This window comes from Streptomyces sp. RLA131 (genome assembly GCF_056270125.1).
Genome location: NZ_JBWDOQ010000001.1, coordinates 1 through 20,215, shown reverse-complemented (window position 1 = coordinate 20,215; position 20,215 = coordinate 1). Strand labels below are relative to the sequence as shown.

The window sequence follows — 20,215 nt, the reverse complement described above, 5'->3', positions numbered from 1 at the left end:
TCCGTATGAGCGCCGACGTGCGTACCGTCCTGGGGCCGGACCGGGCGTCGCCCAGGCCGAGGCCGTCACCCTCCAACGCAGCGCGATCTGCCTGGCCTGCGAGAAGAAGATCGACCCTGCCGAGCGGCCAACGTCGTCGTACGGATCGGCGGGCGTCGCGCACGTGCGGTACGCGCACGCCCGCTGCCGCCGCCGCCGTCGTGGAGATCCCGAAGCCAGCTCTCCCGTCCCGTCGGCCGCGCCGGACGATGGCATACAGCGATGCGGATGACCGCCGCCACCGTCGAACACGGCCGCTCCGTCCTGCCCACCCTCATCGCCGAACCCGAAGCACCCGTCTTCCTCCGCGCCGGGACGAGCTCCGACTCCTGGACGTCCTCGCCCGCGTCCTTGCCGACGGCTTCTCCCCCGTCGGCCGGATGCGCCAGGCACCCGCCCAAGCGGACCGGTGGCCCTGGCCACCTACCCACCCCCGCCCACGGGGAGGGCGTCTCGCAGCTGACCGTCATGGAACCCGACGGGACGCTCTTCTACACCGGCACGATCGCTCCCCCGCCCCAGTGGATCGCCGGGGTTGCCCAGTACGGCTGGAGCGTGATGTACGTGGGGAAGATCGGACTCGCCGGGATCCCCGCCACCGACCAGCGCGCCAAGACCCGCCTCATGCGCGAGGCCGCCGCTGCCGGACGGTTCGTCGGCGCCCGCATCGCCGTCCACCATCTCGATTAGGTGTCCCGGGTGAAGGGGTCTTTGAGATCGTCCTCGCCCACGTCCGGATCATCCTCGGGCCGGTAGCGGCCAGCTCCGCTCACGCGCATCACCAGCTCGATGCGTCGCCACTCAGCCACCTGGACTTCCACCTCACGCAGGTGGCTTTCGGCGTCGTAGTTGTCCAGGGCGCGGGCGGCCACCTCGCGCTGCCTCTCCAGCATCTCCCCCGCCTCGTGGGCGATGAGCTCCAGCTGAAGGCCGGTGGCGTCCTTGCGGACCCGCCAGCGGTAGTACGCGGCGGACAGGTCGCTGAGGACAGTGGGGGTGTCCAGCGGGTCCAGCCACCGCATCGGCAGCCCGGTGTACGCGAGGGTGGTGGGCAGCTCCACCAGTCGGTCGTCCGGGCCGTAGACCAGGCCCTCGATGCGGTAGACGCCCTCCGACAGCCCCAGCGCCTGCACCTGTCCCTCGGTGAGCGGGAATCCGACCTTGCTGGTGGTCACCGACTCGATCCCGTCGACCGTGCGCGCCTGAAGGTCCACGTCGGTGACGGTCAGGTCGAAGCGCCCGCCCCGGTGCAGGTGCAGCCGCATGTCCGCAGCGAACGCCTCGGGGGTACGCGGCACCCGGTCGCGCACCGCGGATGGGATGCGCTGCGGCACGTTGACGATGTACGTGGCACCCACCCGTACGTCCCTGGTCCTCATCCGTCACCCCCTGCGCAGGCTGTGAACGACCCCTGCCCGGCCATCTCCAGTATCCCGCCCCTGCGCCGGATCCCACCAGGGCGCACACCAGCACGCACCCCCGCGCCCTTCAGGCAACCACGCACCCGCCGACCGGTCCCCGCGGGATTGACGCCCACAGCCGCAGGGGCAGCATGGATCGATCGCCTTTCCCGGCGATCCCGCCTACGACCGGTTCCCCGCCCTCCCCCGGGCGTGAACGGGCCTGCTTCATCGACGGTGCTCGCTACTGCGGGGTGGTGAGATGCGGTACGAGGATCTTCAGTCCCGGCGACTCGCTCAGCGAGCGACGGTTGGACGTCGGCGGTCCCCGAGGTGCGATCACCGCTGGTCGGGAGTGCGATGGGATCATGCCGCAGACCATCTCGAAGTTGGCGATCTCCTGGGGCCTGGTGACGATCCCGGTGACCGTGCACGCCGCGACCGCCCAGCACTCCGTCCCGCTCCACCAGGTCCACACCAGGTGCGGAGGCGGCCGGGTACGGCTGCACCGCTACTGCGAGCGCGAGGGCATCGAGGATGTCCCGTACGAGGAAGTCGCGCGCGGTTGGGAGTCCGACGACGGCCGGGTCGTCGTGCTCTCCGACGACGACCTCGCGGACCTGCCGCTGCCGAGCTCGCCGAAGGCGATCGACGTCCTGGCCTTCGTGCCCGACGACTTCATCGACCCGCTGCTGCTGAACAAGCCGTACTACCTCGGAATCGCCGACCCGACCGCCGCGCGACCGTACGCGCTGCTGCGCGAGGCCATGCGCGAGAGCGGCCTGGTGGCCGTCGTCCGCGTCGCCCTGCGCACGCGCGAATCGCTGGCCGTCCTGCGGGTGAAGAACGAGACGATCGCGATGCAGACCCTGCTATGGCCCGATGAGCTGCGCGGCGCCGACGACGTCGCGGTGCCGCCGGCTGCGCAGCCGCGCCGCCAGGAGCTGCAGATGGCCCGCTCACTGATGACCGTGGTCAGCGAGGACTTCCAGCTGGAAGACCAGCGCGACGTCTACCGGCACGCCCTGGAGCAGGTCGTGACCGCCCGCCTGGAGGGCCTGGAACCACCGCACGCCCCCGACACCCTGCCCGTCGACGACGGGCTGGTGGACCTGATGGCCGCCCTGGAGCAGAGCATCCAGGCCGCGGAATCCCACCGCTCCAGCCCGGCCGCGAAGAAGAAGGCGCAGGGGAAGAGGGCCGGGGCGAAGTCGAAGAAGGCACCGGGCAACCGCTCCGCTGGCTGAGCCGAGCGCAAGAGAGCCCCGCCCCCTTGATGCCGGGGCGGGGCGGAGCCACCGGATCTTCGCCTGGGGGAGACAGAAGGGGCCGGGGCCGGGCCCATAGCTTGCCACCGAAATGGCGAAATGAACCCATGTGATTCCGGATGAGCCGGGCACCATCTGATCAAGGCCCCAACTCGGCGCCTTATCCCGGGGCCAGATGAGGAATCCCAGCAGTTCAGGACCCGTCGTCGGCTTGGTCAGCCGCGGTCGCGCAGTTGGTCGGCCCACGTCCGCAGAGGTCCGGCGAGGTCGAGATTCGTCCCCCGGGAGACGGTCTGGAGCAGTTCGGCGCAGACGACGGCTTCGGCCGCGTACGCCTGCGGGGTGCCCAGGAAGGGGAAGGCGTCGCGGACCCGGGCGGCGACGTCGGGCCGCAGGAGGCTGTAGGCGTAGAGCGTGGCCTGGTCGTATCCCCACGGACCTTGCCCCCATGCCTCCCAGTCCAGCAGCCGCAGTTCGGGGGCGGCGATGTTCGCCCAGTGCAGGTCGCCGTGGACGGTCGCCCAGCGGGTGACCGGCGGAGCCAGGATGCCGAGGTACTGCGGGACGGCGCGGTCGATGTAGGCCTGGCGGACCGCGACGCGGTCGGTGACGGCGGCCGCCACCTTCTCCAGCGCGCCGTCGATGGCCGGCCACCAGTCGGCGGGCAGCTCCAGCGGGTGGCGCAGGATCGCGTCGGCGGAGATGACCGGCTGGTCCAGGTGCTCGCTGAGCTCCGTCCGGTAGGCGGTGCCGTCGTGCTCCGCGTCGTGGATGGCCAGGAGCGCGGGCCGGTATCCGTCCAGGTCGCCGAACGCCTGCTGCGCGGCCTCCGCGCCGTCCCACAGCTTGCCGCAGGCCTTGGCCACCGGAGCGGCTGCGAGCCGCAGCCACACCCGCTGTCCGGTCGCGGTAGTGCCGGAGCGTCCGAGGGTGCGGCCGTCCCAGCCCCAGAACGGCTCCCCGCCGCCAAGGGTCACCTTCAGGGCCTGCGCGGCGCGCTCGGCTTGCGTACGCATCCGCTGCTCATCGGCCGGGTTCGAGGGGGGCGAGTACACCGGGGTCTCCCGTGATCGGTCGGGGTCCGAGGGGGCTGCACGGCCGTCTGGCGACCTGTGGCCAGTCTGCCGGACCAGGGCGCAGGTCCGGCTATTTCCGGCCTCCCCGGGCACAGCCGCGGCCGGGCCGGGCCCGGTGACGGCAGTGGTGGCCGCTGTCACCGGGCTTGGCTACGGCAGGTTGCCGACGACGGCTGCCTGGCCGACGACCAGCTCGCCGATCAGGGCGGCGACGTCGTCGACGGGCAGGCCGGCGGCGGTCGCGAGGTCGGCCAGGGTGAGGACCAGGCCGTCGACCAGCGGCCGCAGCACCGGCTCCGCGGCTGGGGCGAACTCGTATTCGCTGCCGGCAGCAGCGAGCACCACAGTGTCGTCGGTGGTGGTGAGGACGGCGCGGGCGGTGGTCAGCCGGACCCGCAGGCCCGGGTCGGCGGGGACGCCGCCGACGTACGGCAGGCTCGGGGCCAGCCGCCCCACGGAGCGGCCGTCCATCGCGGCGGCGTACCGGGCCAGCAGCTGCGGGTCGTCCAGCTCCGCCAGGAGCAGCTTGCGCAGCCCGCGTACGGTCGCGGCCTGGACGTCGGGGTTGTCGAGCAGGGGCAGGTCGGCGCGGAATTCCTCGTGCCCGGTGAGCTGTTCGGCGAGCCAGTCGAGCAGGGTGACCGGGGTGTGGGGCTCGAACCCGAACGTGACGTGCAGGCTGGGGCCGCCCTGGTCGGCGGCGACCGAGTGCCACCAGCCGCGCGGTACGTAGAGCAGGTCTCCCGGGTGCAGCACCAGGTCGGCGAGCGGTTCCGCCGGCGGTTCGGGCGGGAGCTCGGTGTCGCGGAACAGCGGGGCCGGTCGGGTGGGGCCGAACAGCCGCCAGCGTTTGGCGCCGTCCAGCTGGAGGACCAGGACCGCGTGATCGTCCCAGTGGGTGCCGAAGCCCTGAGTGGCGGTCCAGGAGGCGTAGAGGTTCGCGCGGACGTGTGTACGGAAGGTGCGCTCGAGGTCTTCGGCGAGCCGGGCCAGGGGCCGGTGGAGTTGGTCGGCGCCATCGAGGGCGAGGGAGGCTCCGTCTGCGAGCAGTGGGTGGAGGCCGGCGGGCTGGAGGCGGTGCCACACGGTGTGGCGGCGGGTTGCCACGGGCGTGGCGTAGTCCGACAGCGGCAGCGTCTTGCCGTCGCGGGCCAGCCGCAGCCGGGGCGGCTCCAGGCGGTGCTGGGTCAGGATGCGGTCCAGGTCGTCCCAGGTCATCAGCCCGGCGACATCGACGGCTTCGGGGATGTGGCGGTAGTCGCGGTGCAGCGCCTGGGCGAGGAAGTCCTCGCCCAGGCGCTCCGCGATCGACATGTTCGTCATCGCTGGCTTCGGCTCCGACTAGTCGTTGCCGTCGCCCTTGCCGGTGCCGCCGCCGTCGCCCAGCAGCGTGTTGCGGCCGCGGGCGGTGGTGATCAGGCGCCGGGACCGCAGCAGGCCCCTTGCCGGGGGCGGGGTGGGTGTCGACATCGTGTCCTCCTTCGAGAGGTGGGCCGCGCTGGAGTAGGGGTCCCGGCGCGGCCCGGGAATGGATCGGACACCCGTCAGTGAAGCGAGCGGGACAGCGGGCGATAACCCCACGAAGGGGCCCCCACGGTGGGTATCGTCATAGGTGACGAGTCGTCACGTGCCGTGGGAGTCGGGGGACACCGTGGACTTACCGTCGTCACCAGCTCAGCTGCCCCGCCGGCTGTTATCCGACCCGGCGTTCCTGCGAGCCCTCCAGGCCCGGGACTTCGGTGTCGTCTTCGCCATGGCCAACCAGGCAGTCAGCTTCAACCGCATCGCGGAGGCCTGCGGGATGAAGAGCGAGCGGGTCAGCAAAGTGGCCCGTGGGGACGCTGCGGTGACCGGGTTCGACACGGTGGAGCGGATCTCGGATGGTCTTCGGATTCCCGGTGCCCTCCTGGGGCTTGCTGCGCGACCCTGGGAAGACACCGCCGCCATCGCCCCCAGTCCGGAGCCCCCAGATGGAGATGACCCCATGAAGCGCCGTGAGCTGCTGCGCGGCGTTCTGGCCGCTGGACTTACTGCTCCGGCGATCGCCGCCCTGACCGCCTCCCGCAGCACCTTCGACCACACGCTCGCCGCCGATCCGGCCGACCTGTCCGACCTGGAAGCCGCCGCCGAACACTACGGCTACGGTTACCACGGCCAGGCCCCCACGGCGGTGCTGGCCGACCTCGTCACCGACTTCGCCGACATTCCCCCGCTGCTCGCTGTCCCGCAGCCGGTCGCGGTACGGGCCAGGCTGTGCCGGACCGCCGGGCAGATGGCGGGCATGACCGCGATCGTGCTTCATGACCTCGGGAGTCGGCGGGAGGCCCGCGCGTGGTTCGCCACCGCCGCCCACGCCGCCGGCGAATCCGGCGACCGCCAGCTGCACGCCTGGGTGACAGCCCGCGAAGCCATGGTCGGGCTGAACTACGGCTCCCCCAAAGCCGCCGCCCACCTCGCCGAACAGGCCCGCCGCACCGCCGGCACCGCACCCACCGCAGCCGCGACCCTGGCGGCCGCCGTCGCCGCCCGCGCCTACGCCCTCGCCCACCAGGAGGACCAGGCCCGCGAGGCGCTCGCCGACGCGGACCGGCTCATGGAGCAGCTGGCCGGTGAGCAGCGGGCCGACACCTGGTTCGGGCACTGCGAACAGAAACACCACGTCCACCTCAGCCACGCGCTCACCGCGCTGGGCGACACCCGGCGGGCCAGGGAGAGCCAGGACCGGGCGCTCGCGCTGTCCGCGCCGACCAGCAGCATGACCCGCACCCTGCTGACCATCGACGCCGCAGCCTGCACCCACCACGACGGCGACACCGAACAAGCCTGCCGCCAGGCCACCGCCGCCCTCACCATGCTCCCGGCCGGCTACCGCACCGGGCTCATCCGCGCCCGGGCCACCGACCTCTACCAGTCCATCCCCGCCCAGCACCACCGCGAGCCCGCCGTGCAAGCCCTCCGCAACGCCCTCGCCGCCTGAGCAGTGACGCCGGCGAGCTCACGCTCGATCAGCCGCCGCACCGAGTTGCTTCTTCGCGGCCTTCTTCAGCGCCATCTCCGCCGCCAGGCGATCGGTGCCGGTGTGGTCCTTCCAGAACGGGTCCGCATGGATCCGCTCCGAAGCCGCGATCACCTTGGCCCGCAGCTCCTGCTCCTTGGCCAGCACGCCCGGCGGGTAGTCGTCCACGAACGTCGGCCGCTCCAGCGCCTCCAGCTCGACGAACCCAGCGAAATAGTCGACCTGGGCCTGGAGCAGTTCAGGTGACCAGGGGAAGGCGGGGGCGTCGTCAGTGTCTGGCATACCCGCGATCGTACGTACGTGCCATGACAGCGTCCGACCGACACCCCCGCCGCGACGTCGGAAGCGACCAGTTCGGCCGCGACGGCCGGACAGCCGCCGTGTCGCCGGGTAGCCTCCCGGGAGCCTGTCCGGGGAGGGACGTTGAAGTTCACGATCGACACCGAGGTCGACTCCTACGAGAACGCCATGCGCACCGTGCTGGCCGCATACGGGCACTTACCCGAGCCCAGCGCGCCACAGATGCCGCCCCGGCTGCCCGCAGACGTGGTGTGGCAGCACCCCGGGTACGGCGGTGCGATCTGGACGGAGGAGATGCTCCGCACCTGGGCGAGGGCGCTGACTGATACTGCCGCTCTCAACCTCGTGTGGCGGGTGTGCTGCGAACCGGGACTGCCCGGCGTCCACGGCCAGGTGCTGGCCGAGTACGTCGTCCCCGACCTGACAAGGAGAGCTCCCGGCTGCGCATCGTTGATCCGGCCGTCGCCGCGATCCTGCTGGAGGAACTCGCCCACAACCCGCTGTGGCCACGACTGCGCCACCACACCGATCCCCCAGCAAAGAGCGCGCCGACCGTCTAAAAGACGACGTCCCGGTGGCAGGTTGGCCATGGGTCGACGCCGCCATACAGGGGACAGCGGGCACTCTTGCAGGTGACCCGGGTGGGCCATTCAGCCCATCCGGTGTCGGAGCCTGTCCCTAACGTGCCGGGCATGACGAATCTCTATCCCCGGTGCGGTGCACAGCTCGCCCTGACCGCAGACGAGCACGAACAGCTGACGGCGCTGCCGCAGGCAGCCCTTGAAGTCGAGGAGGACGTCGCCTGTGAGCTCCAGGAGTGCCATCGCGGCCCGCATGTAGCCATCGGCCAATCCTGCGGCAGGGAGGACGCGAACTGGTGGCTGAGGTGGGCGCCGGGGCTGCGTGAGCTGAAGCATCTGGACGACTGCGATACCAAGAGCACCGACGACGATGAGCTGTGCGACTTGCCACGCGGCCATCCCGGCGAGCACGGCTTCAGCCTCGAGGAAGCGGGCGGTCGCGCGCCATCGGCGTGGGGCCGCCGACAACTGGCCGGTGCGCTGCGAGAGGAACTCGGCGCGGAGCAGCGCGGATGCCTGGAAGAACTGGAAGCGCTGCTCACTGCCACCGACGCGCCGCTGGCCGTGCTCACCGCGGGTGAGGCGATCGTGGCTGGCCTGCTGCTGAAAATGGCCGGCGAGTCCGACCTGCTCTTCGAAGAGATGGCGGAGCAGCTCGCCGACCGCCTGGAGGAACGGCTGGTGGAGCACCTGGGCGAGGACACAGTCAGCCGGTTAGCCAGGAGGCCATCGAGCGGGCCGATGGCCGGGCCGCAGCGTACGGCTGACGGGGCCAGTATCCACCGCGAGCCCCAGGTCAGCGCTGTCAGCTCCGGTCCCGCCCGACTCCCGGCGAGTACGCCGGTTCAGGACGCGTCTTCGACGTGCAGGAGCAGCAGGTCGTACTCGGGGCCGCCGGGTTCGTTGCTGTAGGGGCCGGCGTATTGGTAGCCGAGCCGGGCGTAGAGGTCCTGGCCGCGCTGGTTGGAGGGCAGTGCGAGTAGCGAGGCCCACTGCGGGGCGATGGCCTTGAGGAGTTCGGCGTGCAGTCGCGAGCCGATGCCCCGGGACTGCCAGGGTGGCCGGACGGCGAGCTCGCACAGTCCCATCAGTCGTTGGGTGCGGGCGCCTTCGGGGACCTGGTCGACCAGGCCGGGGCCGAACCAGTAGTCGGCGGTGCAGGGGAAGGCGTAGCCGAAGCCCACCGGGGTGCCGCCCGCGTACGCGACGTCCAGGGCGAAGCCGGAGTGCTTGAGGTGTCCGGTGATCTGGCGGTGGAGCGCGGGCACGGACAGGCCGGCGGTCTCGGCGCCGGGGTTGTCGACCAGTTCGGGGTGGGCGTCGGCCCAGATGTCGGCGACAACGTCCAGTAGCGGCGGGACCTGGCCCGGGCCGTAGGTGCGGATCACCACGTCGGTGCGGGTGCGCGGGGTGGTCACCGTCTCCTCCTCAGATGACGCTGGCAGTGGTGCGGTACTCCTCCAGCCAGTCGGCGACCGCCGGGACGGCGGCGTGCCGCTGGAGCGCGCTGCCGACGTTGTGCAGCTGCTGCAGCAGGCGGTCGGAGCGCACCTCGGGCAGGTAGGCCAGGACGCGTCCGGCGGCTTCGGCCGCGGCTTCCGGCTCCGGCCGGTCCCTGACTGCATGCTGGATGGCGATGTCGGCGGTGTACAGGGCGCGGTTGCGCGCGAAGTCATCGCCATGAAGGAGAACGGCCTGTTCGGCTCCGGCGGCGGCACGTTCGTGCTGCTGGAGATCGGCGCGTGCGAGGGCTTCGAGCCCGGCGAGTTCGGCGGGCGTGAAGAACTCCAGCCACGCCGGATCGGCGTCGGCGGGGCCCTTGGCGTAGAGGTGGTGGGCTCGCACGATCGCCTTGTCGGTGGCGCTGACGTCGCCTAGGAGTGCCCATCCGCCGGCCTCGCGCAGCGCGAACAGGGCCAGCATCCGGGGCGAGCCGTAGGTGCGCACGACGGCCTGAGCGCCTTGGGCGGCGGAGATCGCCTCACGGGGGCGGCCGGATGCCTTGGCCAGCAGCGACAGGCAGCCGAAGGCGTGCCCCTCCAGGCCGGGATCCTCCGCGATTCTGGCTGCGGCCAGGGCCTCGCCGTACAGCGAGCGGGCGTCGGCGGCCCGGCCGGAGTCGTACGACAGCCACCCGGCGGCGATCGACAGATGCCCGGTCGCTGAACGCAGCCACTTCCCGTTCCGGTCGGTGTAGGTGCCTTCCTGCAGCCACTGGTAGGCGGTGTGCAGGGCCCGGGAGGCGTCCCGGCGCAGCGCGGCGGAGCCGTGGTTGTGGTCGTGGGCGTAGATCGTGGTGACGGCGCAGTCGACGGCGCGGATCTCACCGGCCCCGATCCTGCCGGGGACCGTGTCGGAGGCGGCTCCGAGGGACAGGAGTGCCAGCGCGACGCTGGCACCGTCGGCCAGGAAGGCACGGCGGTCCACCGCGTCGTCCTGCGCTGTGGTGGCCGGCGCCGGGGGCAGTGCTGGCGTGTCGAGGCGGAAGCCGAGGTCGCGCAGCGGGCGCCCCGTCAGCCGGGTGAGGATGCGCCGGTACACCGCGCGGGGAAGCTGGACCTCGCCGTCCTCCCAGGCCGCGACCAGGCGTGCGGTGCAGCCGACTGCCTCGCCCATCTCTTCGCCGGTGGTGACGATGAGCTTGGCGAACTCCTGGCGGGACATCTGGAACTCGCCCTCGCGCACAGCGCGTAGCGGGGCGTTGGAGGAACGAGGGCGGTCAGCCATGCCAGCTCCGGACTGCATCCGCGATTGGACGGGTGCGGCGACCGTACCGCTCCCACCCGTTGTTCTGCCCGGCATCGGCCACGGTTCACCCCGCCGGGGCCGACTTGCATCGTTCTTACATCGGCCTGGCGTCGCACCCGCCGACGCTCTGTTGCTTGCCTGAACAGTGACGTGACCACTGATCAGGGAGACCGCCATGGCGACAGGCCCCGCCTCGGCCGGGAGGCCCGCCGCTCCCACCTGGCACCGCCTCGCGCAGCCCACCGACCGGCGCCGCGCGCTGTGGGCTTCGAGCCGGGACCGCACCGGCTGGAGAGCGTGCGGTTGGACGTGGGACGCGGTGGCCATCACCCCGATCTCGGTCGGCCTGGACGCGCTGGCCGCCATGCATCTGGGCACCGCCAGCGGTCACCCGGTGCTCGCCGACCGCATCCGTGACGTGCTCTACGTCCTGGTGCCGCCCGGCACCGGCACCGCGCCGCCGGCCTTCCCGGCGTGCGCGTGCTCTCCAGGGGCAATCAGCTGCTGTTCCCCGACACCGAGCACGGCACCGCGTCCGCGCACTGGATCAGCCCGCCGCGTCACTCCCCTCGGCTGGTCCGTACGGACCGGCTCGCCGCACACCTGCGCAACCTGACCGGCGCGGAACACGAGTGGGCGGCCGCCTCATGAACCATGTCCTGTACGACCTGGAGGGCCTGATCGACGCGGAACTGCCCCTGGACCGGGGGCCGACACGCTGGCCACAGCCGTGTTCGCTCTGGAGGGCGATGCGCTCCAGCCCCGCGACTACGAACAACTCCCTGAACTCCAAGGGTGTTGCGGGGATCGCTAGAGCCCGCCCCTCTGCGCCAGCACCGCCGTGGGCTTCTCCCTGTAGCTGGCGCGGCGGGGCTTGCCCGGCTCCCGCGCGGAGATCAGCGGCTGGACGGTTCGGGGTAGCGCTCGCGCCGACGGCGCGGGTCGTCCACGCCGATCTCCTGCCAGGACTCGCCGCGCTGGAGGCCGGGCAGCGTGACGACCAGGACCGCGACGGTGATGCCGCGGACGGCTTCCGCGAGCGCGTCCAGGCGCCGCTGCAGCAGGTGCTCGGGCTTACCCGCCAGGACGACGTGCAGTGTGGGGAAGCGCTCGCTGCGGGTGTAGCGGTAGCGCGACCAGAACGGGAACGTGCCCCCGATGGTGCCGCGCGCTCCCTCCCAGACCCGGTGCCCGGCGTAGCGCTCGTAGTCCCAGACCTCCTTGGCGAGCCGGGCCCGGGACATCGTTCCGTTGTCGATCTCGAAGATCTGGACCTCGCTGGTGGTGGTCGGCCGTGCGAGGACCGCGTCGGCGTTGAAGCTCAGGCCGGTCTCCTTGATGGCGTGGTTGACCTCAACCTGCCAGTCGGTCAGATACTCGCGGCCGCCGTAGGCGAGGATCGTGTCCGTCACCGCGACGCCGTGCGGACCGAACCCGGCCTTCACCGCCTTCGCTCCGGTGCCGGCCTTCGGTCGCGGCGGCAGCTCGTTGCCGTCGGCCAGAGCCTTCTGCCCCGCCGGGGTCAGGTTCCAGATCGGGTGCTTGCCGTCCTTGCCGTTCGTCTCCGCCAGCCCCTGCGATTCCAGCTTCCGCATCGCCCTGCGCACGTACGACCGCCCGTCCGCATCCTCCGACGTGATCACCTGAGCCATCTGCCGAACCGTGGCTATCCGCACACACCCCAGCATCCGCAACGCGTCAGCCCGTACCTTCGGAGCCGTGGGAGTGGAAGACCTCTCGCCCGTCGCTGACTCAGCAGGGACAGGGAGAGAGGTGTCAGCGTCGCCGGGACCACATGGACCAGGGGTGTGGCCTGCGATGATGCTCAGAGTCGTCGAATCGTTCACGGCACTGGATACGGCACCAGATATCCGGCCGCCTGAAAGATCCCCGGCACCCCTTATCCAGGTCTCCCCGGCCCCGTCGGCGGACTGCCAGGCACGGCTGGTGTGCGTCATGGTGATGCTCCTCACGCAAGTGGCGCGGGACTCCGGGCAGAATCCCGCGATCATTGGTAGAGGTGTGCTGGAGCTGCCTCGTGTGACGAACGGCCGTTGGACGTTACCGATCCGTGATCATCAGGCGGGCGCGGCGCACAGTTCGGTGACGATCGTGAACGAGGTGTTCACCATCGGGACCGCCATGGCGGGAGGCATCGCCGCGTGCGTGGTCTTGCCGTGAGCCATGCCATTGCGGATCTGCCGGCCGTAGTCGAGGTATTCGGCCTGCCTGGCCGTCAGGATCCCTGCGGCGGCGCCCTGCCCGATGAGCTTCTGCAGCGGCTTCTTGCCCGCACCCGGGATGCGGTCGCGCAGCACGATCTCCACCCCGATCAGGGAGTGCATGACCGCCACGGTGGAGAACTCGTAGCAGTAGTAGGAGTGGCGCAGCAGCTCGCGGGCCGTGCGCAGCACCGTCGCCGCGGCCTCGGGCACCCCGTCGGGCACGACCAGGTCCTCAACGAGCTGGTGCATGTCCGCGTACGAAGAGACGAAGTTGTGGGCTCGCTGGTCCGGTACCGGGAACGGCAGCTGCTGGGTGGTCATCCGCGCAGTGTCGCAGTCCCGCTCCCGGATCGGCAGCGGCTTTTCACCGGCTCACCCTGCGTGCGCCGGAGGGTGATCTCTCCCCTGCGGAATGGCCGTTATGTCGCACGTAGCGAAGGTGGTCCAGGAGGAATGCGGGCCGGGGCGGGGGCAGGACAAGGGGGTGGCAGGTCACCGTCGGTGCGCGGTCTCTGTCCACAGGCCCGCGCTCCGAGACTCGATCTTGAGGTCGTCGTGATCAGCGCGGCGGCCCGTACGTGAGGAGCCGACATGCCCAAGACCACCACCGCTTCGCCGCTCACCCCGATGGACCCGGACGCGGCGATCAGCGTCTTCAACTACCTCCGGGCGGTGGAGGCCGGCGACATCGAAGCCGCCGCCGAGTTCGCTGGCACCCAGCGGCAGATGGCCGCGCTGCTCGTGGACGTCGCCGAACGGATCGTCGCACTCGGACGCGTCTTCCTGGACACCCTGCGCACCTGGGAGCAGGTGTGCCCAGCAACGGCAGACGGGATCGCCCACGCCATCATCGCCTTCGCCGCGCAGATCCTCACCGAGGACCACGAAGACGTCGCCGACATCCTGAAGCAGCTGGAGGCCCTCGCCGTGGGCCAGGCCCTCGACGCGCACCCCGCACCGACAACCGGTGCGCACTCGGTGCGCCTCACCGCCGTGTAGTGCGGTGCGCATCCCCGCCGGTGCGGTGCGGTGGTGCGCATCCCGGCCCGGCCGGTGCGGTGGTGCGCATGCGCGGGTGCGCGCACCACGGCGGGCGGTGCGCACCAGGCAATGCGTACCGCACCGCACTTCCGGGGGCCTTGTGGGCGATCACGCACGGTTGGGAGATCAAGCCTCTTCCTCCGGCTACCGCGGAGAAAGAGGTGTCGGCGAGCCAAATAGGCTTGCCCACCGGGGCTGACCAGGGGATCCATTCGATCCGCCGAAGGTGGTGCTGCAACCCTCGGTGCAACCCTCGATGCGCCTGTCCAGCCAACCTTGCAGCCAACGGTCCAGCCCCCTATGAAAGCAACCCCATCCGGAGGCGTCGGACAGCGGCCCACGGCTGCTACCTGCGCCGACCGAACCAACGGCGGCGGCCTCTTGGACGTAGGGGCGGTGCCGGGGTCCGGGGCGGTTGCGCTGGCCGCGGCGGAACGGTGGGCGCTGGCGGAGGGAGGACAGGGTTCTCCGGCCCAGGTTGCTCGGGCGCGGTCGCTTCCGTCATGGCGTCTGTCGCCGGGTTGCTTGAAGGTGGCGGCCGTTCCTCGGGCGGCGCGGTTGCGGGTGGAGCTGCGGGCGACTCCGGCGCCTGGGCGGCCTCGGGGCGGACAGCCGTCACGGCATCCGTCTCGGTGCGGGCGGCTGACGGGGCCGGCGGCTGGGTTGCGGGGGGCTGCTGGGCCTTGATCCGGCGGTTGCGGGCATCGGAGCGGGCGGTGACCCGCTGGTGGGAGGTGACCGGCGACGGGCAGGCCGGTTCGGTGGGGTGGCCAGCGTTGTCGGTGGTCCAGTGAGCGATTTGCCAGTGCTCCTCAGCGAAGAGCCGCAGCTGTGGAATACGGCCGCGGTCGAAGATGCCCCAGTCCCCGACGGCCAGGACGTGCGTGCCGACGGCGAGCGGCTTGATGAGGGTGTCGTACTGGGATCGCAGTACGACGTGGACGCGCTGGTCACCGGAGGGCACGTTGCTGGCGAGCGTGGCGTAGGGGCGGCCGCTGTCGCCCTCCTGGCCGATGCGTTGGACGGTGCCGTAGACCGCGATCGGGTGGGTGCTGGTCTTCTGGGTGCGCCGCAGCTCGTACAGCTCGGCGTACGACTGGTGGGTGGGGCCGAAGCAGAACTGACCCCACGGGATGCTTCTGTGGTGCTGGGGCTGGACTTTGAAGCGACGCACGATGTCCGGGTCGAAGTCGTGGAGCTGCAGGAACCGGGCGATCTTCGCGGCGCTGTTGATGGCCGGCGGCAGCAGCGGCCGTACGGTCGTGGTGGTGCGCTGGATGACGTCGGCCGGGTCGGCGTCACCGGGGGGCGGGGCCGGCGGGGCGGTGGTGAGGTCCTCGGGGAGGGTCAGCCGCAGGATTCCGCCGTCGTCGACCTGGGCCAGGCCGTGGGAGCCGTGGGCGATGCCGTTGATGACCGAGGTGGGGTTGAGGGGGCACGTGCCTTCGTGCTCGGTTTTCGGGGCGAGGCGGAAGTGGGCTGGCACGGCGGTGCCCAAGCGCGAGTAGCCGTTCACCGCGACGGCTGCGCTCTCGCACTTCCAGCAGCACAACGGCCGCGTCAACGGTTCCGGCTGCTGGCCGATCTGACGGGCGAAGACGTCGCGCTTGCTTTTCTTCTCGCGGGCTCTGTGCATCCGTTTCCCCTCCGGCTTCAGCGGGCCGTGACGGTGCGCGGCAGCAGATTTCGGAGGAGCTCGGCGGTCTCGGCCTCCATATCAACGCCGCCTCCGAGGTGTTCGTTGATGCGGGCGAGTTTTGCGGCGGCGGCGCGCAGAGCGGGGACATCACCAGCTGCGTGGTGGGCGAGGAACAGCGCGCGGTGCAGGAGTTCGTTCTCCTCAGCGGCGAGCAGGCCCTGGCTGGCGGCCCACAGGGCGCCGGGGATGTCGCCGGCGTCGCGGCATCGGGTGGAGAGGTCGTATGCGACGTCCACGATCGCGGAGGCCATCTCCTGGATGGCGGGCTCGGCCCAGGCGTAGCGCTGGGGGTCGATGGCGGCGAAGGGCCGGCCGCGGACCAGGGCGAGGGCCTGGCGCAGGGCGAGGTCGCCGTCCTCGGTGGGGTCGTTGAGGCCTTTTCGGGCGTGCTGTTGGAACTGGGTCCAGTCGCAGGTGACGTGGGGGCCGAAGCGGTATCGGTGGTCGGTCACGTCCTGGACGCGGGGGAAGTGGGCGTTGCCGTCCGGGTCGGTGCCCAGCCAGGAACGCAGGCGGGAGATGACGGCGTTGCGCATCGTCTTGTTGACGATCTGGCCGGGCCACAGGGCCTCATCGATGGCGTGGTGGTCGACGCCGGGGTGGAGCGCCAGGTAGGCGGCGAGTTCGGTGCCGGTGCGCTTGCGGTTGGAGTCGACGCGTCCGGTGGCGCCTTCGACGCCGACGGAGCCCAGGAGCAGTACGACCGGCCCCGGGGCTGCTGCTGGCGTGGCCGTTGCGGGCTCAGGTCTCGGGGCCTTGGTCTGGGTCGCCTGGTCGGTGATGGTGACGTGGAGGGCCTTGGCCGGGGTGACGCAAGGCTGCGGGCCGAGGACGAGGGCGACATCGGCCGGGCCTGCTGTGGTTGGGGCTGTACCGTTCGTGCGGCTGGCGTCAGTGTCGTCGTCTTCGGCCAGGACGTCAGCGAGCGACATCCCGGCCCCCGGCGTCTCCCCGTTCTCCTCTGGCATCGTCGGTGCGGGCGTCCCGGTCTGCGTCCATTCGGCTGTCTCGGTGTCGAGCTCTTCTTCGATGTCGGCGTACTCGGCCGGCAGGCCGTCGTCGTCGGGGTCGTCTTGGGCGCGGGTCCAGTCGGGGGCCGGGATGTCGGTGTCGCTGTCGGCGAGGGCCAGCAGTTCGATGGCGTCGGCGAAGTGGTTGTCGCTGAGGCCTTGCAGATGGACCGGCAGCCCGGATCCCGGCAGGACGACCGCGTCGCCCGGGCCATGGCAGGTCAGCGTCCAGGCGTCGGCGGGCAGCGGGACCGAGGCGGGGGCAGCGGTGATGACCGCGCTGGCGGTCCGGGGCCGGTCGGCGAGCGTGTCGAAGAGCGCGGTGACGGCATCGTGGTGAGCGGCGGCGTCGGGCAGGGTCTGGGCGAGGATGATGTGGGGGGTCCAGGCGCCGCCAGCGTCGTCGCGCAGCCGGGCCGCGCGCAGTGAGTCGGCTCCCAGAGCGGCCAGGGTGCGTCGCTGGTCGGCGGAGTGCGCGGCGAGTTCAGCGGTGGCGCCGGCCAGGTCCTCGGTACGCGCGACGCGTTCGGGGGCGGCGGTGTCCAGGCCGGGGGTGGTGTTGCCGAGGGCGGTGACTTCGAGGTGGCCCGGCAGGCTGGTGGTGGCGAGCTCCACGGCGATGGCTTGCAGGACGTGCCGGGCGAGGTCTTCGTCGCCGGCCAGGTTCAGGATGCCGACGTGCTCCAGGTCGACCAGGACCAGGTGGCCTTGGGGATCCCAGCCGAGGGAGACCAGCGCCGGGTACGGGGCTTCTGCGGCCTGCAGGTTTTCGGGGGCGGCCAGGTCGGGGTTGCTGGCCGCGCAGGTCCACATGTCGTGCCGTCCGGCCGCTGCGGTGAAGGGCGCGCACGCGGGGGTGTCGTTGGCGAGGTGGAGGTCGACGCGGGCGTCGTGGAGGACGACCGCCTCGAGGACGGGCAGTTCGCGGTTGGCGGCAAGGTTGAGCGCGAGGGTGCGCAGTGCGGTGTTCAGCAGGTCGAAGCCGGTGGGGTGCTGGGCGGCGCGCAGGCTCTGCTCGGTGGCGGCCGCGCTGCCCTTGGGCATGGGGATCCGGCGGCCGGGTCGGCGGCGGCGCTGCTGCAGGACGCGGCGGGTGGCCAGGGTGCCCATCAGTGCGGCGGCGAGGACGCCTGCGCCCATCCACACAGCGGCGGGCGCGAGGGCCCGGTCCTCCTCCGCCACATGGCCCTGGCCGGTGTCCTGGCGGGCGGGGCTTTGGGAGGGGGCGGGGGTGGCGGCGGCCTCGGGGGTGCGGCTGGGGACGGGCGAGGCCTCGGGCGTGCGGCTCGCGGACGGCGCCGGGGTCGAGGCCTTCGGGGATGCGGGCTGCTGCCCGTCGTCCTGGCCCTCGCTGTTGTCCGGGGTGGCGGTGTCCGGGTTCTCATCCGGCGTCTGGTCGGCGGGCGGCGCCGAGGCGTCTGTGCCGTTGTCGGCCGGTGCTTCTGTGCGGTCGCTGGCCTTGGTCTTTTCCTGGGGCAGGTCGAGTTTCTGGCCGGGGAAGATCAGGTCCGGGTCGTCGAAGATGCCGCCGCCGGGCTGTGTCTCGCCCTTGTTTTCCTTGTAGATGGCGGGCCAGTCGGTGGGGTCTCCGTAGGTGTCGGCGATCTTCCAGAGGCTGTCGCCGGTGTGGACCGTGACGGTATGCGGCCGATCCGTGGTGTCCTTCGTGGCCGACGTCTTCTCGGTGCCGTCAGCGCCCGCGTGCTCTTGGTCGGAGCTCTGGTCCTTGGGCGTGGCGGTGGCTGCCGCGTGGGTCTCGGTGGCGGCCTCGGTGGCCGGCGACGCGGTCCGGGCGTCGGCGGGCAGGTTGATGACCGCGCCCTGCGGCAGGTATGCGTCGCCGGCGGCGAGTTCGGGAATGCCGGGGTTGAGGGCGGCGATGTCCTTCCACCGCTGCCCGTTGCCGAGGTACTCCTCCGCCAGGTCCCACGGGGACTCGGTCGGCGAGGTGACCGTGTGCTGGGGCCAGGCGGCCTCGTCTGTGCCTGTGGATGCCGAAGCGCTGGGGGTGGCATCGGCGACGGGCTGTCGCGGTCACCGCGACCGCCGGTGTGCTGGTGGCGGCCGAGGCGGCGGTCGGCGCGAGCAGCAGGATCCCGCCGATGAGGAAGCTGGCGAGGGACTGCAGTCCGCCCAGGCCCCTGATGTGAGGTGCGGAGCGGCGGCGCAGCACGGCCACGATCTCCACCAGGACGGAGAAGGTGAACGCGGCCCACCCGGCCCAGCCGATGAGCGTGAGGACGACCAGGAAGACGGTGCCGTCGTCCGGGCGCATCAGCAGGTCGAAGCCGCCGGACAGCTCGGTCGGCTGGTGCCCGACCACCAGCAGCGCGAAAGGAACGCCACCGACCAGAGCTATGAGGAGAGCGAGGCCGGTCAGGGCGCGCAGCAGGACGCCGAGGGCGCGCAGGGGTCCGGGGGTGCGGTGGGCCATGGTGCGGCTCAGCCTCCAGCTTGGGTCTGCAGATGGGCTTTCGCGGTGCCGGTCACGTGGATCGTGGACCTGCCGACCAGCGTCGCGAAGTAGGTGCTGTAGGTGTCGTGGACGGTCACCGTGAGGGTCTGCCCGCCGTCGGTGATCTGTACATCGCCCTGGACGTTCGCTGCGGCGAGGTAGCGCTGGGCGGCAGCGCGGGCCGCCTCGGGGTCGATCGTGATCGCGGTGCCCTCGATGGCCTGTGCCGGGTCGATCTGCTGGCCGGCCGTGCGGGCGGCTTCCTGGGCGAGGGAGGTGGCCCTGTTGCCTGCGTTGAGAGCGCCACCGCCGTCCACGATCAGGCCCATGACCATGAGGATCGCGAGCGCTGAGATGGCGAAGAACAGCGACATCGAGCCCCGGTCGCGCTGTTGGCCGCTGAGCGCCGTACGGCGCCGGTTCACGTATGCCAGAACCCGGTGGGTCATTGCCGCCCCCGGTAGGTGTCGATGGGGCTGGTCCACGATGCGGTGAGCGTCTTGGAGCCGGGCAGGCCGGGCAGGCCGATGTCGTCGAGGCGCGCGGTGCACGCGATCGTCACCGTCACGGTGGCGTCCTGGCCGACGTCGAGCGCGTAGCCGGCGGTGTCCACGACGACGCTGGAGGTCTGGCAGGTGATGCCGTCGCCCTCCAGGCTGCTGGTGGCGGCGGCCTGCGCCTCGGACTGCGCGCTGGAGGCGTCGCGTTCCAGGGACGCTGCGCGCGCGGCCGCGTGGGCTGCCGCGTCCACGGCGCCGTCGGCGTCGGTGACGCGGCCGAAGGCGACCATCAGGCCCAGCAGGGCGATCAGGACGGGGGCCAGGACCGCGGTCTCCAGCGCGTAGCTGCCCCGGTCGCGGCGGAGCGCGCCCGTCAGGTTGGGGATGTGGGGGCGGGTTATGGGTTGGTGAACCGTTCGACGGGGGCGTCGGCGAACTGGGTGACGTCGAGTTCCAGGCCCGGCACGAGGGTCGCGACGTGGCCCGTGACGGTGATGTGGATCTGCTGGGCGTCGCTGCCTGCGGAGGAGACGTGTGCGCCGCGCACGCTGTTGCCGAACCGGGCGAGGAAGTCCTCGGCCTGGGCGACGCCGTCGCTCGGGCTCGCGCCGAAGGCGCGGCCGGCGTCGACTCCTTGGCGCGCGGCGGACTGGGCGACCTTACGCGCGTGGTAGTACAGGCCGACCTGGATGATGGTGAAGACGAGCGCCAGCACCACGACGGCCAGGACCGCGAGCTCGACACTGCCGAAGCCGCGGTCGCCGCGCAGTCGGCCGGCGACCGCCCGTCGGCGATTTTCGCGCCCGCGTTCTCACCTCACTGCCCTCCTTGCATTTGCTGCCTGTGCCGTATGGCGT

Annotated in this window: 21 protein-coding genes; 6 read left to right on the top strand and 15 right to left on the bottom strand. The window is 71.6% G+C overall.

Annotated features, from left to right (window positions below; genetic code table 11):
• Positions 1–267: 267 nt before the first annotated feature.
• The gene (locus tag RWE79_RS00105; protein WP_475937938.1) at positions 268–729 is read left to right on the top strand and encodes a hypothetical protein; all 462 of its coding nucleotides are present in this window, start codon (positions 268–270) and stop codon (positions 727–729) included.
• On the opposite strand, the gene RWE79_RS00100 is transcribed toward RWE79_RS00105, so the two are convergent.
• Positions 726–1,418 (bottom strand): hypothetical protein, encoded by a 693-nt coding sequence (locus RWE79_RS00100; RefSeq protein ID WP_475937937.1) that lies wholly within the window; start codon positions 1,416–1,418, stop codon positions 726–728. The genes RWE79_RS00105 and RWE79_RS00100 overlap by 4 nt on opposite strands.
• A 389-nt stretch (positions 1,419–1,807) precedes the next feature.
• Here RWE79_RS00100 and ku point away from each other — a divergent pair, with 389 nt between their 5' ends.
• Entirely contained in the window at positions 1,808–2,686 is an 879-nt protein-coding gene (ku, locus tag RWE79_RS00095; protein WP_475937936.1) for a non-homologous end joining protein Ku, read from the top strand.
• Between the two features lie 236 nt (positions 2,687–2,922).
• Here ku and RWE79_RS00090 read toward each other — a convergent pair whose 3' ends face one another.
• The 3 genes from RWE79_RS00090 to RWE79_RS00080 form a co-directional block, all read right to left on the bottom strand.
• Entirely contained in the window at positions 2,923–3,723 is an 801-nt protein-coding gene (locus RWE79_RS00090) for a hypothetical protein (RefSeq protein ID WP_475937935.1), read from the bottom strand.
• Positions 3,724–3,933: 210 nt separating this feature from the next.
• Positions 3,934–5,106, bottom strand: a complete 1,173-nt coding sequence (locus tag RWE79_RS00085) for a cupin domain-containing protein (RefSeq protein ID WP_475937934.1) — start codon at positions 5,104–5,106, stop codon at positions 3,934–3,936.
• A gap of 18 nt (positions 5,107–5,124) precedes the next feature.
• Positions 5,125–5,253: a hypothetical protein gene (locus RWE79_RS00080; RefSeq protein ID WP_475937933.1), complete on the bottom strand. Its 129-nt coding sequence runs from the start codon at positions 5,251–5,253 to the stop codon at positions 5,125–5,127.
• A gap of 181 nt (positions 5,254–5,434) precedes the next feature.
• Between RWE79_RS00080 and RWE79_RS00075 the strand changes: the two genes are divergently transcribed.
• A complete protein-coding gene (locus RWE79_RS00075) occupies positions 5,435–6,760 on the top strand; it encodes a hypothetical protein (protein WP_475937932.1) in 1,326 nt (441 codons plus the stop codon).
• Between the two features lie 18 nt (positions 6,761–6,778).
• Here RWE79_RS00075 and RWE79_RS00070 read toward each other — a convergent pair whose 3' ends face one another.
• The gene (locus RWE79_RS00070; protein WP_475937931.1) at positions 6,779–7,081 is read right to left on the bottom strand and encodes a hypothetical protein; all 303 of its coding nucleotides are present in this window, start codon (positions 7,079–7,081) and stop codon (positions 6,779–6,781) included.
• Between the two features lie 710 nt (positions 7,082–7,791).
• On the opposite strand from RWE79_RS00070, the gene RWE79_RS00065 reads away from it, so the two are divergent.
• The gene (locus RWE79_RS00065; RefSeq protein WP_475937930.1) at positions 7,792–8,592 is read left to right on the top strand and encodes a hypothetical protein; all 801 of its coding nucleotides are present in this window, start codon (positions 7,792–7,794) and stop codon (positions 8,590–8,592) included.
• On the opposite strand, the gene RWE79_RS00060 is transcribed toward RWE79_RS00065, so the two are convergent.
• Positions 8,526–9,098 carry a GNAT family N-acetyltransferase gene (locus RWE79_RS00060; protein WP_475937929.1) on the bottom strand — a complete coding sequence of 191 codons (573 nt, stop codon included), beginning with the start codon at positions 9,096–9,098 and terminating at the stop codon, positions 8,526–8,528. The two genes, RWE79_RS00065 and RWE79_RS00060, sit on opposite strands and share 67 nt — an antisense overlap.
• Before the next feature lie 10 nt (positions 9,099–9,108).
• Entirely contained in the window at positions 9,109–10,407 is a 1,299-nt protein-coding gene (locus tag RWE79_RS00055; protein WP_475937928.1) for a hypothetical protein, read from the bottom strand.
• A gap of 196 nt (positions 10,408–10,603) precedes the next feature.
• Here RWE79_RS00055 and RWE79_RS00050 point away from each other — a divergent pair, with 196 nt between their 5' ends.
• Positions 10,604–11,044 carry a hypothetical protein gene (locus RWE79_RS00050; RefSeq protein WP_475937927.1) on the top strand — a complete coding sequence of 147 codons (441 nt, stop codon included), beginning with the start codon at positions 10,604–10,606 and terminating at the stop codon, positions 11,042–11,044.
• A 280-nt stretch (positions 11,045–11,324) separates the two neighbouring features.
• On the opposite strand, the gene RWE79_RS00045 is transcribed toward RWE79_RS00050, so the two are convergent.
• Both RWE79_RS00045 and RWE79_RS00040 read right to left on the bottom strand, forming a co-directional pair.
• Complete coding sequence (locus RWE79_RS00045) at positions 11,325–12,116, bottom strand: replication-relaxation family protein (protein ID WP_475938046.1); 792 nt, start codon at positions 12,114–12,116, stop codon at positions 11,325–11,327.
• Positions 12,117–12,506: 390 nt separating this feature from the next.
• A complete protein-coding gene (locus tag RWE79_RS00040) occupies positions 12,507–12,974 on the bottom strand; it encodes a hypothetical protein (protein ID WP_475937926.1) in 468 nt (155 codons plus the stop codon).
• 270 nt (positions 12,975–13,244) lie between these two features.
• On the opposite strand from RWE79_RS00040, the gene RWE79_RS00035 reads away from it, so the two are divergent.
• Positions 13,245–13,652, top strand: a complete 408-nt coding sequence (locus RWE79_RS00035; protein ID WP_475937925.1) for a hypothetical protein — start codon at positions 13,245–13,247, stop codon at positions 13,650–13,652.
• A 388-nt stretch (positions 13,653–14,040) separates the two neighbouring features.
• Here the strand turns inward: RWE79_RS00035 and RWE79_RS00030 are convergent, their stop codons facing one another.
• The 6 genes from RWE79_RS00030 to RWE79_RS00005 form a co-directional block, all read right to left on the bottom strand.
• Complete coding sequence (locus RWE79_RS00030; protein WP_475937924.1) at positions 14,041–15,330, bottom strand: hypothetical protein; 1,290 nt, start codon at positions 15,328–15,330, stop codon at positions 14,041–14,043.
• Positions 15,331–15,347: 17 nt separating this feature from the next.
• Positions 15,348–17,543, bottom strand: a complete 2,196-nt coding sequence (locus tag RWE79_RS00025; RefSeq protein WP_475937923.1) for an AfsR/SARP family transcriptional regulator — start codon at positions 17,541–17,543, stop codon at positions 15,348–15,350.
• A 550-nt stretch (positions 17,544–18,093) separates the two neighbouring features.
• Positions 18,094–18,837, bottom strand: a complete 744-nt coding sequence (locus RWE79_RS00020) for a hypothetical protein (protein ID WP_475937922.1) — start codon at positions 18,835–18,837, stop codon at positions 18,094–18,096.
• Between the two features lie 8 nt (positions 18,838–18,845).
• Positions 18,846–19,307: a TadE/TadG family type IV pilus assembly protein gene (locus RWE79_RS00015; RefSeq protein WP_475937921.1), complete on the bottom strand. Its 462-nt coding sequence runs from the start codon at positions 19,305–19,307 to the stop codon at positions 18,846–18,848.
• On the bottom strand, positions 19,304–19,696 hold the full coding sequence (locus tag RWE79_RS00010) for a TadE/TadG family type IV pilus assembly protein (RefSeq protein WP_475938045.1): 393 nt from the start codon (positions 19,694–19,696) through the stop codon (positions 19,304–19,306). Before RWE79_RS00010 ends, RWE79_RS00015 begins: the two co-directional genes overlap by 4 nt.
• A gap of 59 nt (positions 19,697–19,755) precedes the next feature.
• Positions 19,756–20,127: a TadE/TadG family type IV pilus assembly protein gene (locus tag RWE79_RS00005; RefSeq protein ID WP_475938044.1), complete on the bottom strand. Its 372-nt coding sequence runs from the start codon at positions 20,125–20,127 to the stop codon at positions 19,756–19,758.
• Between the last annotated feature and the right edge of the window lie 88 nt (positions 20,128–20,215).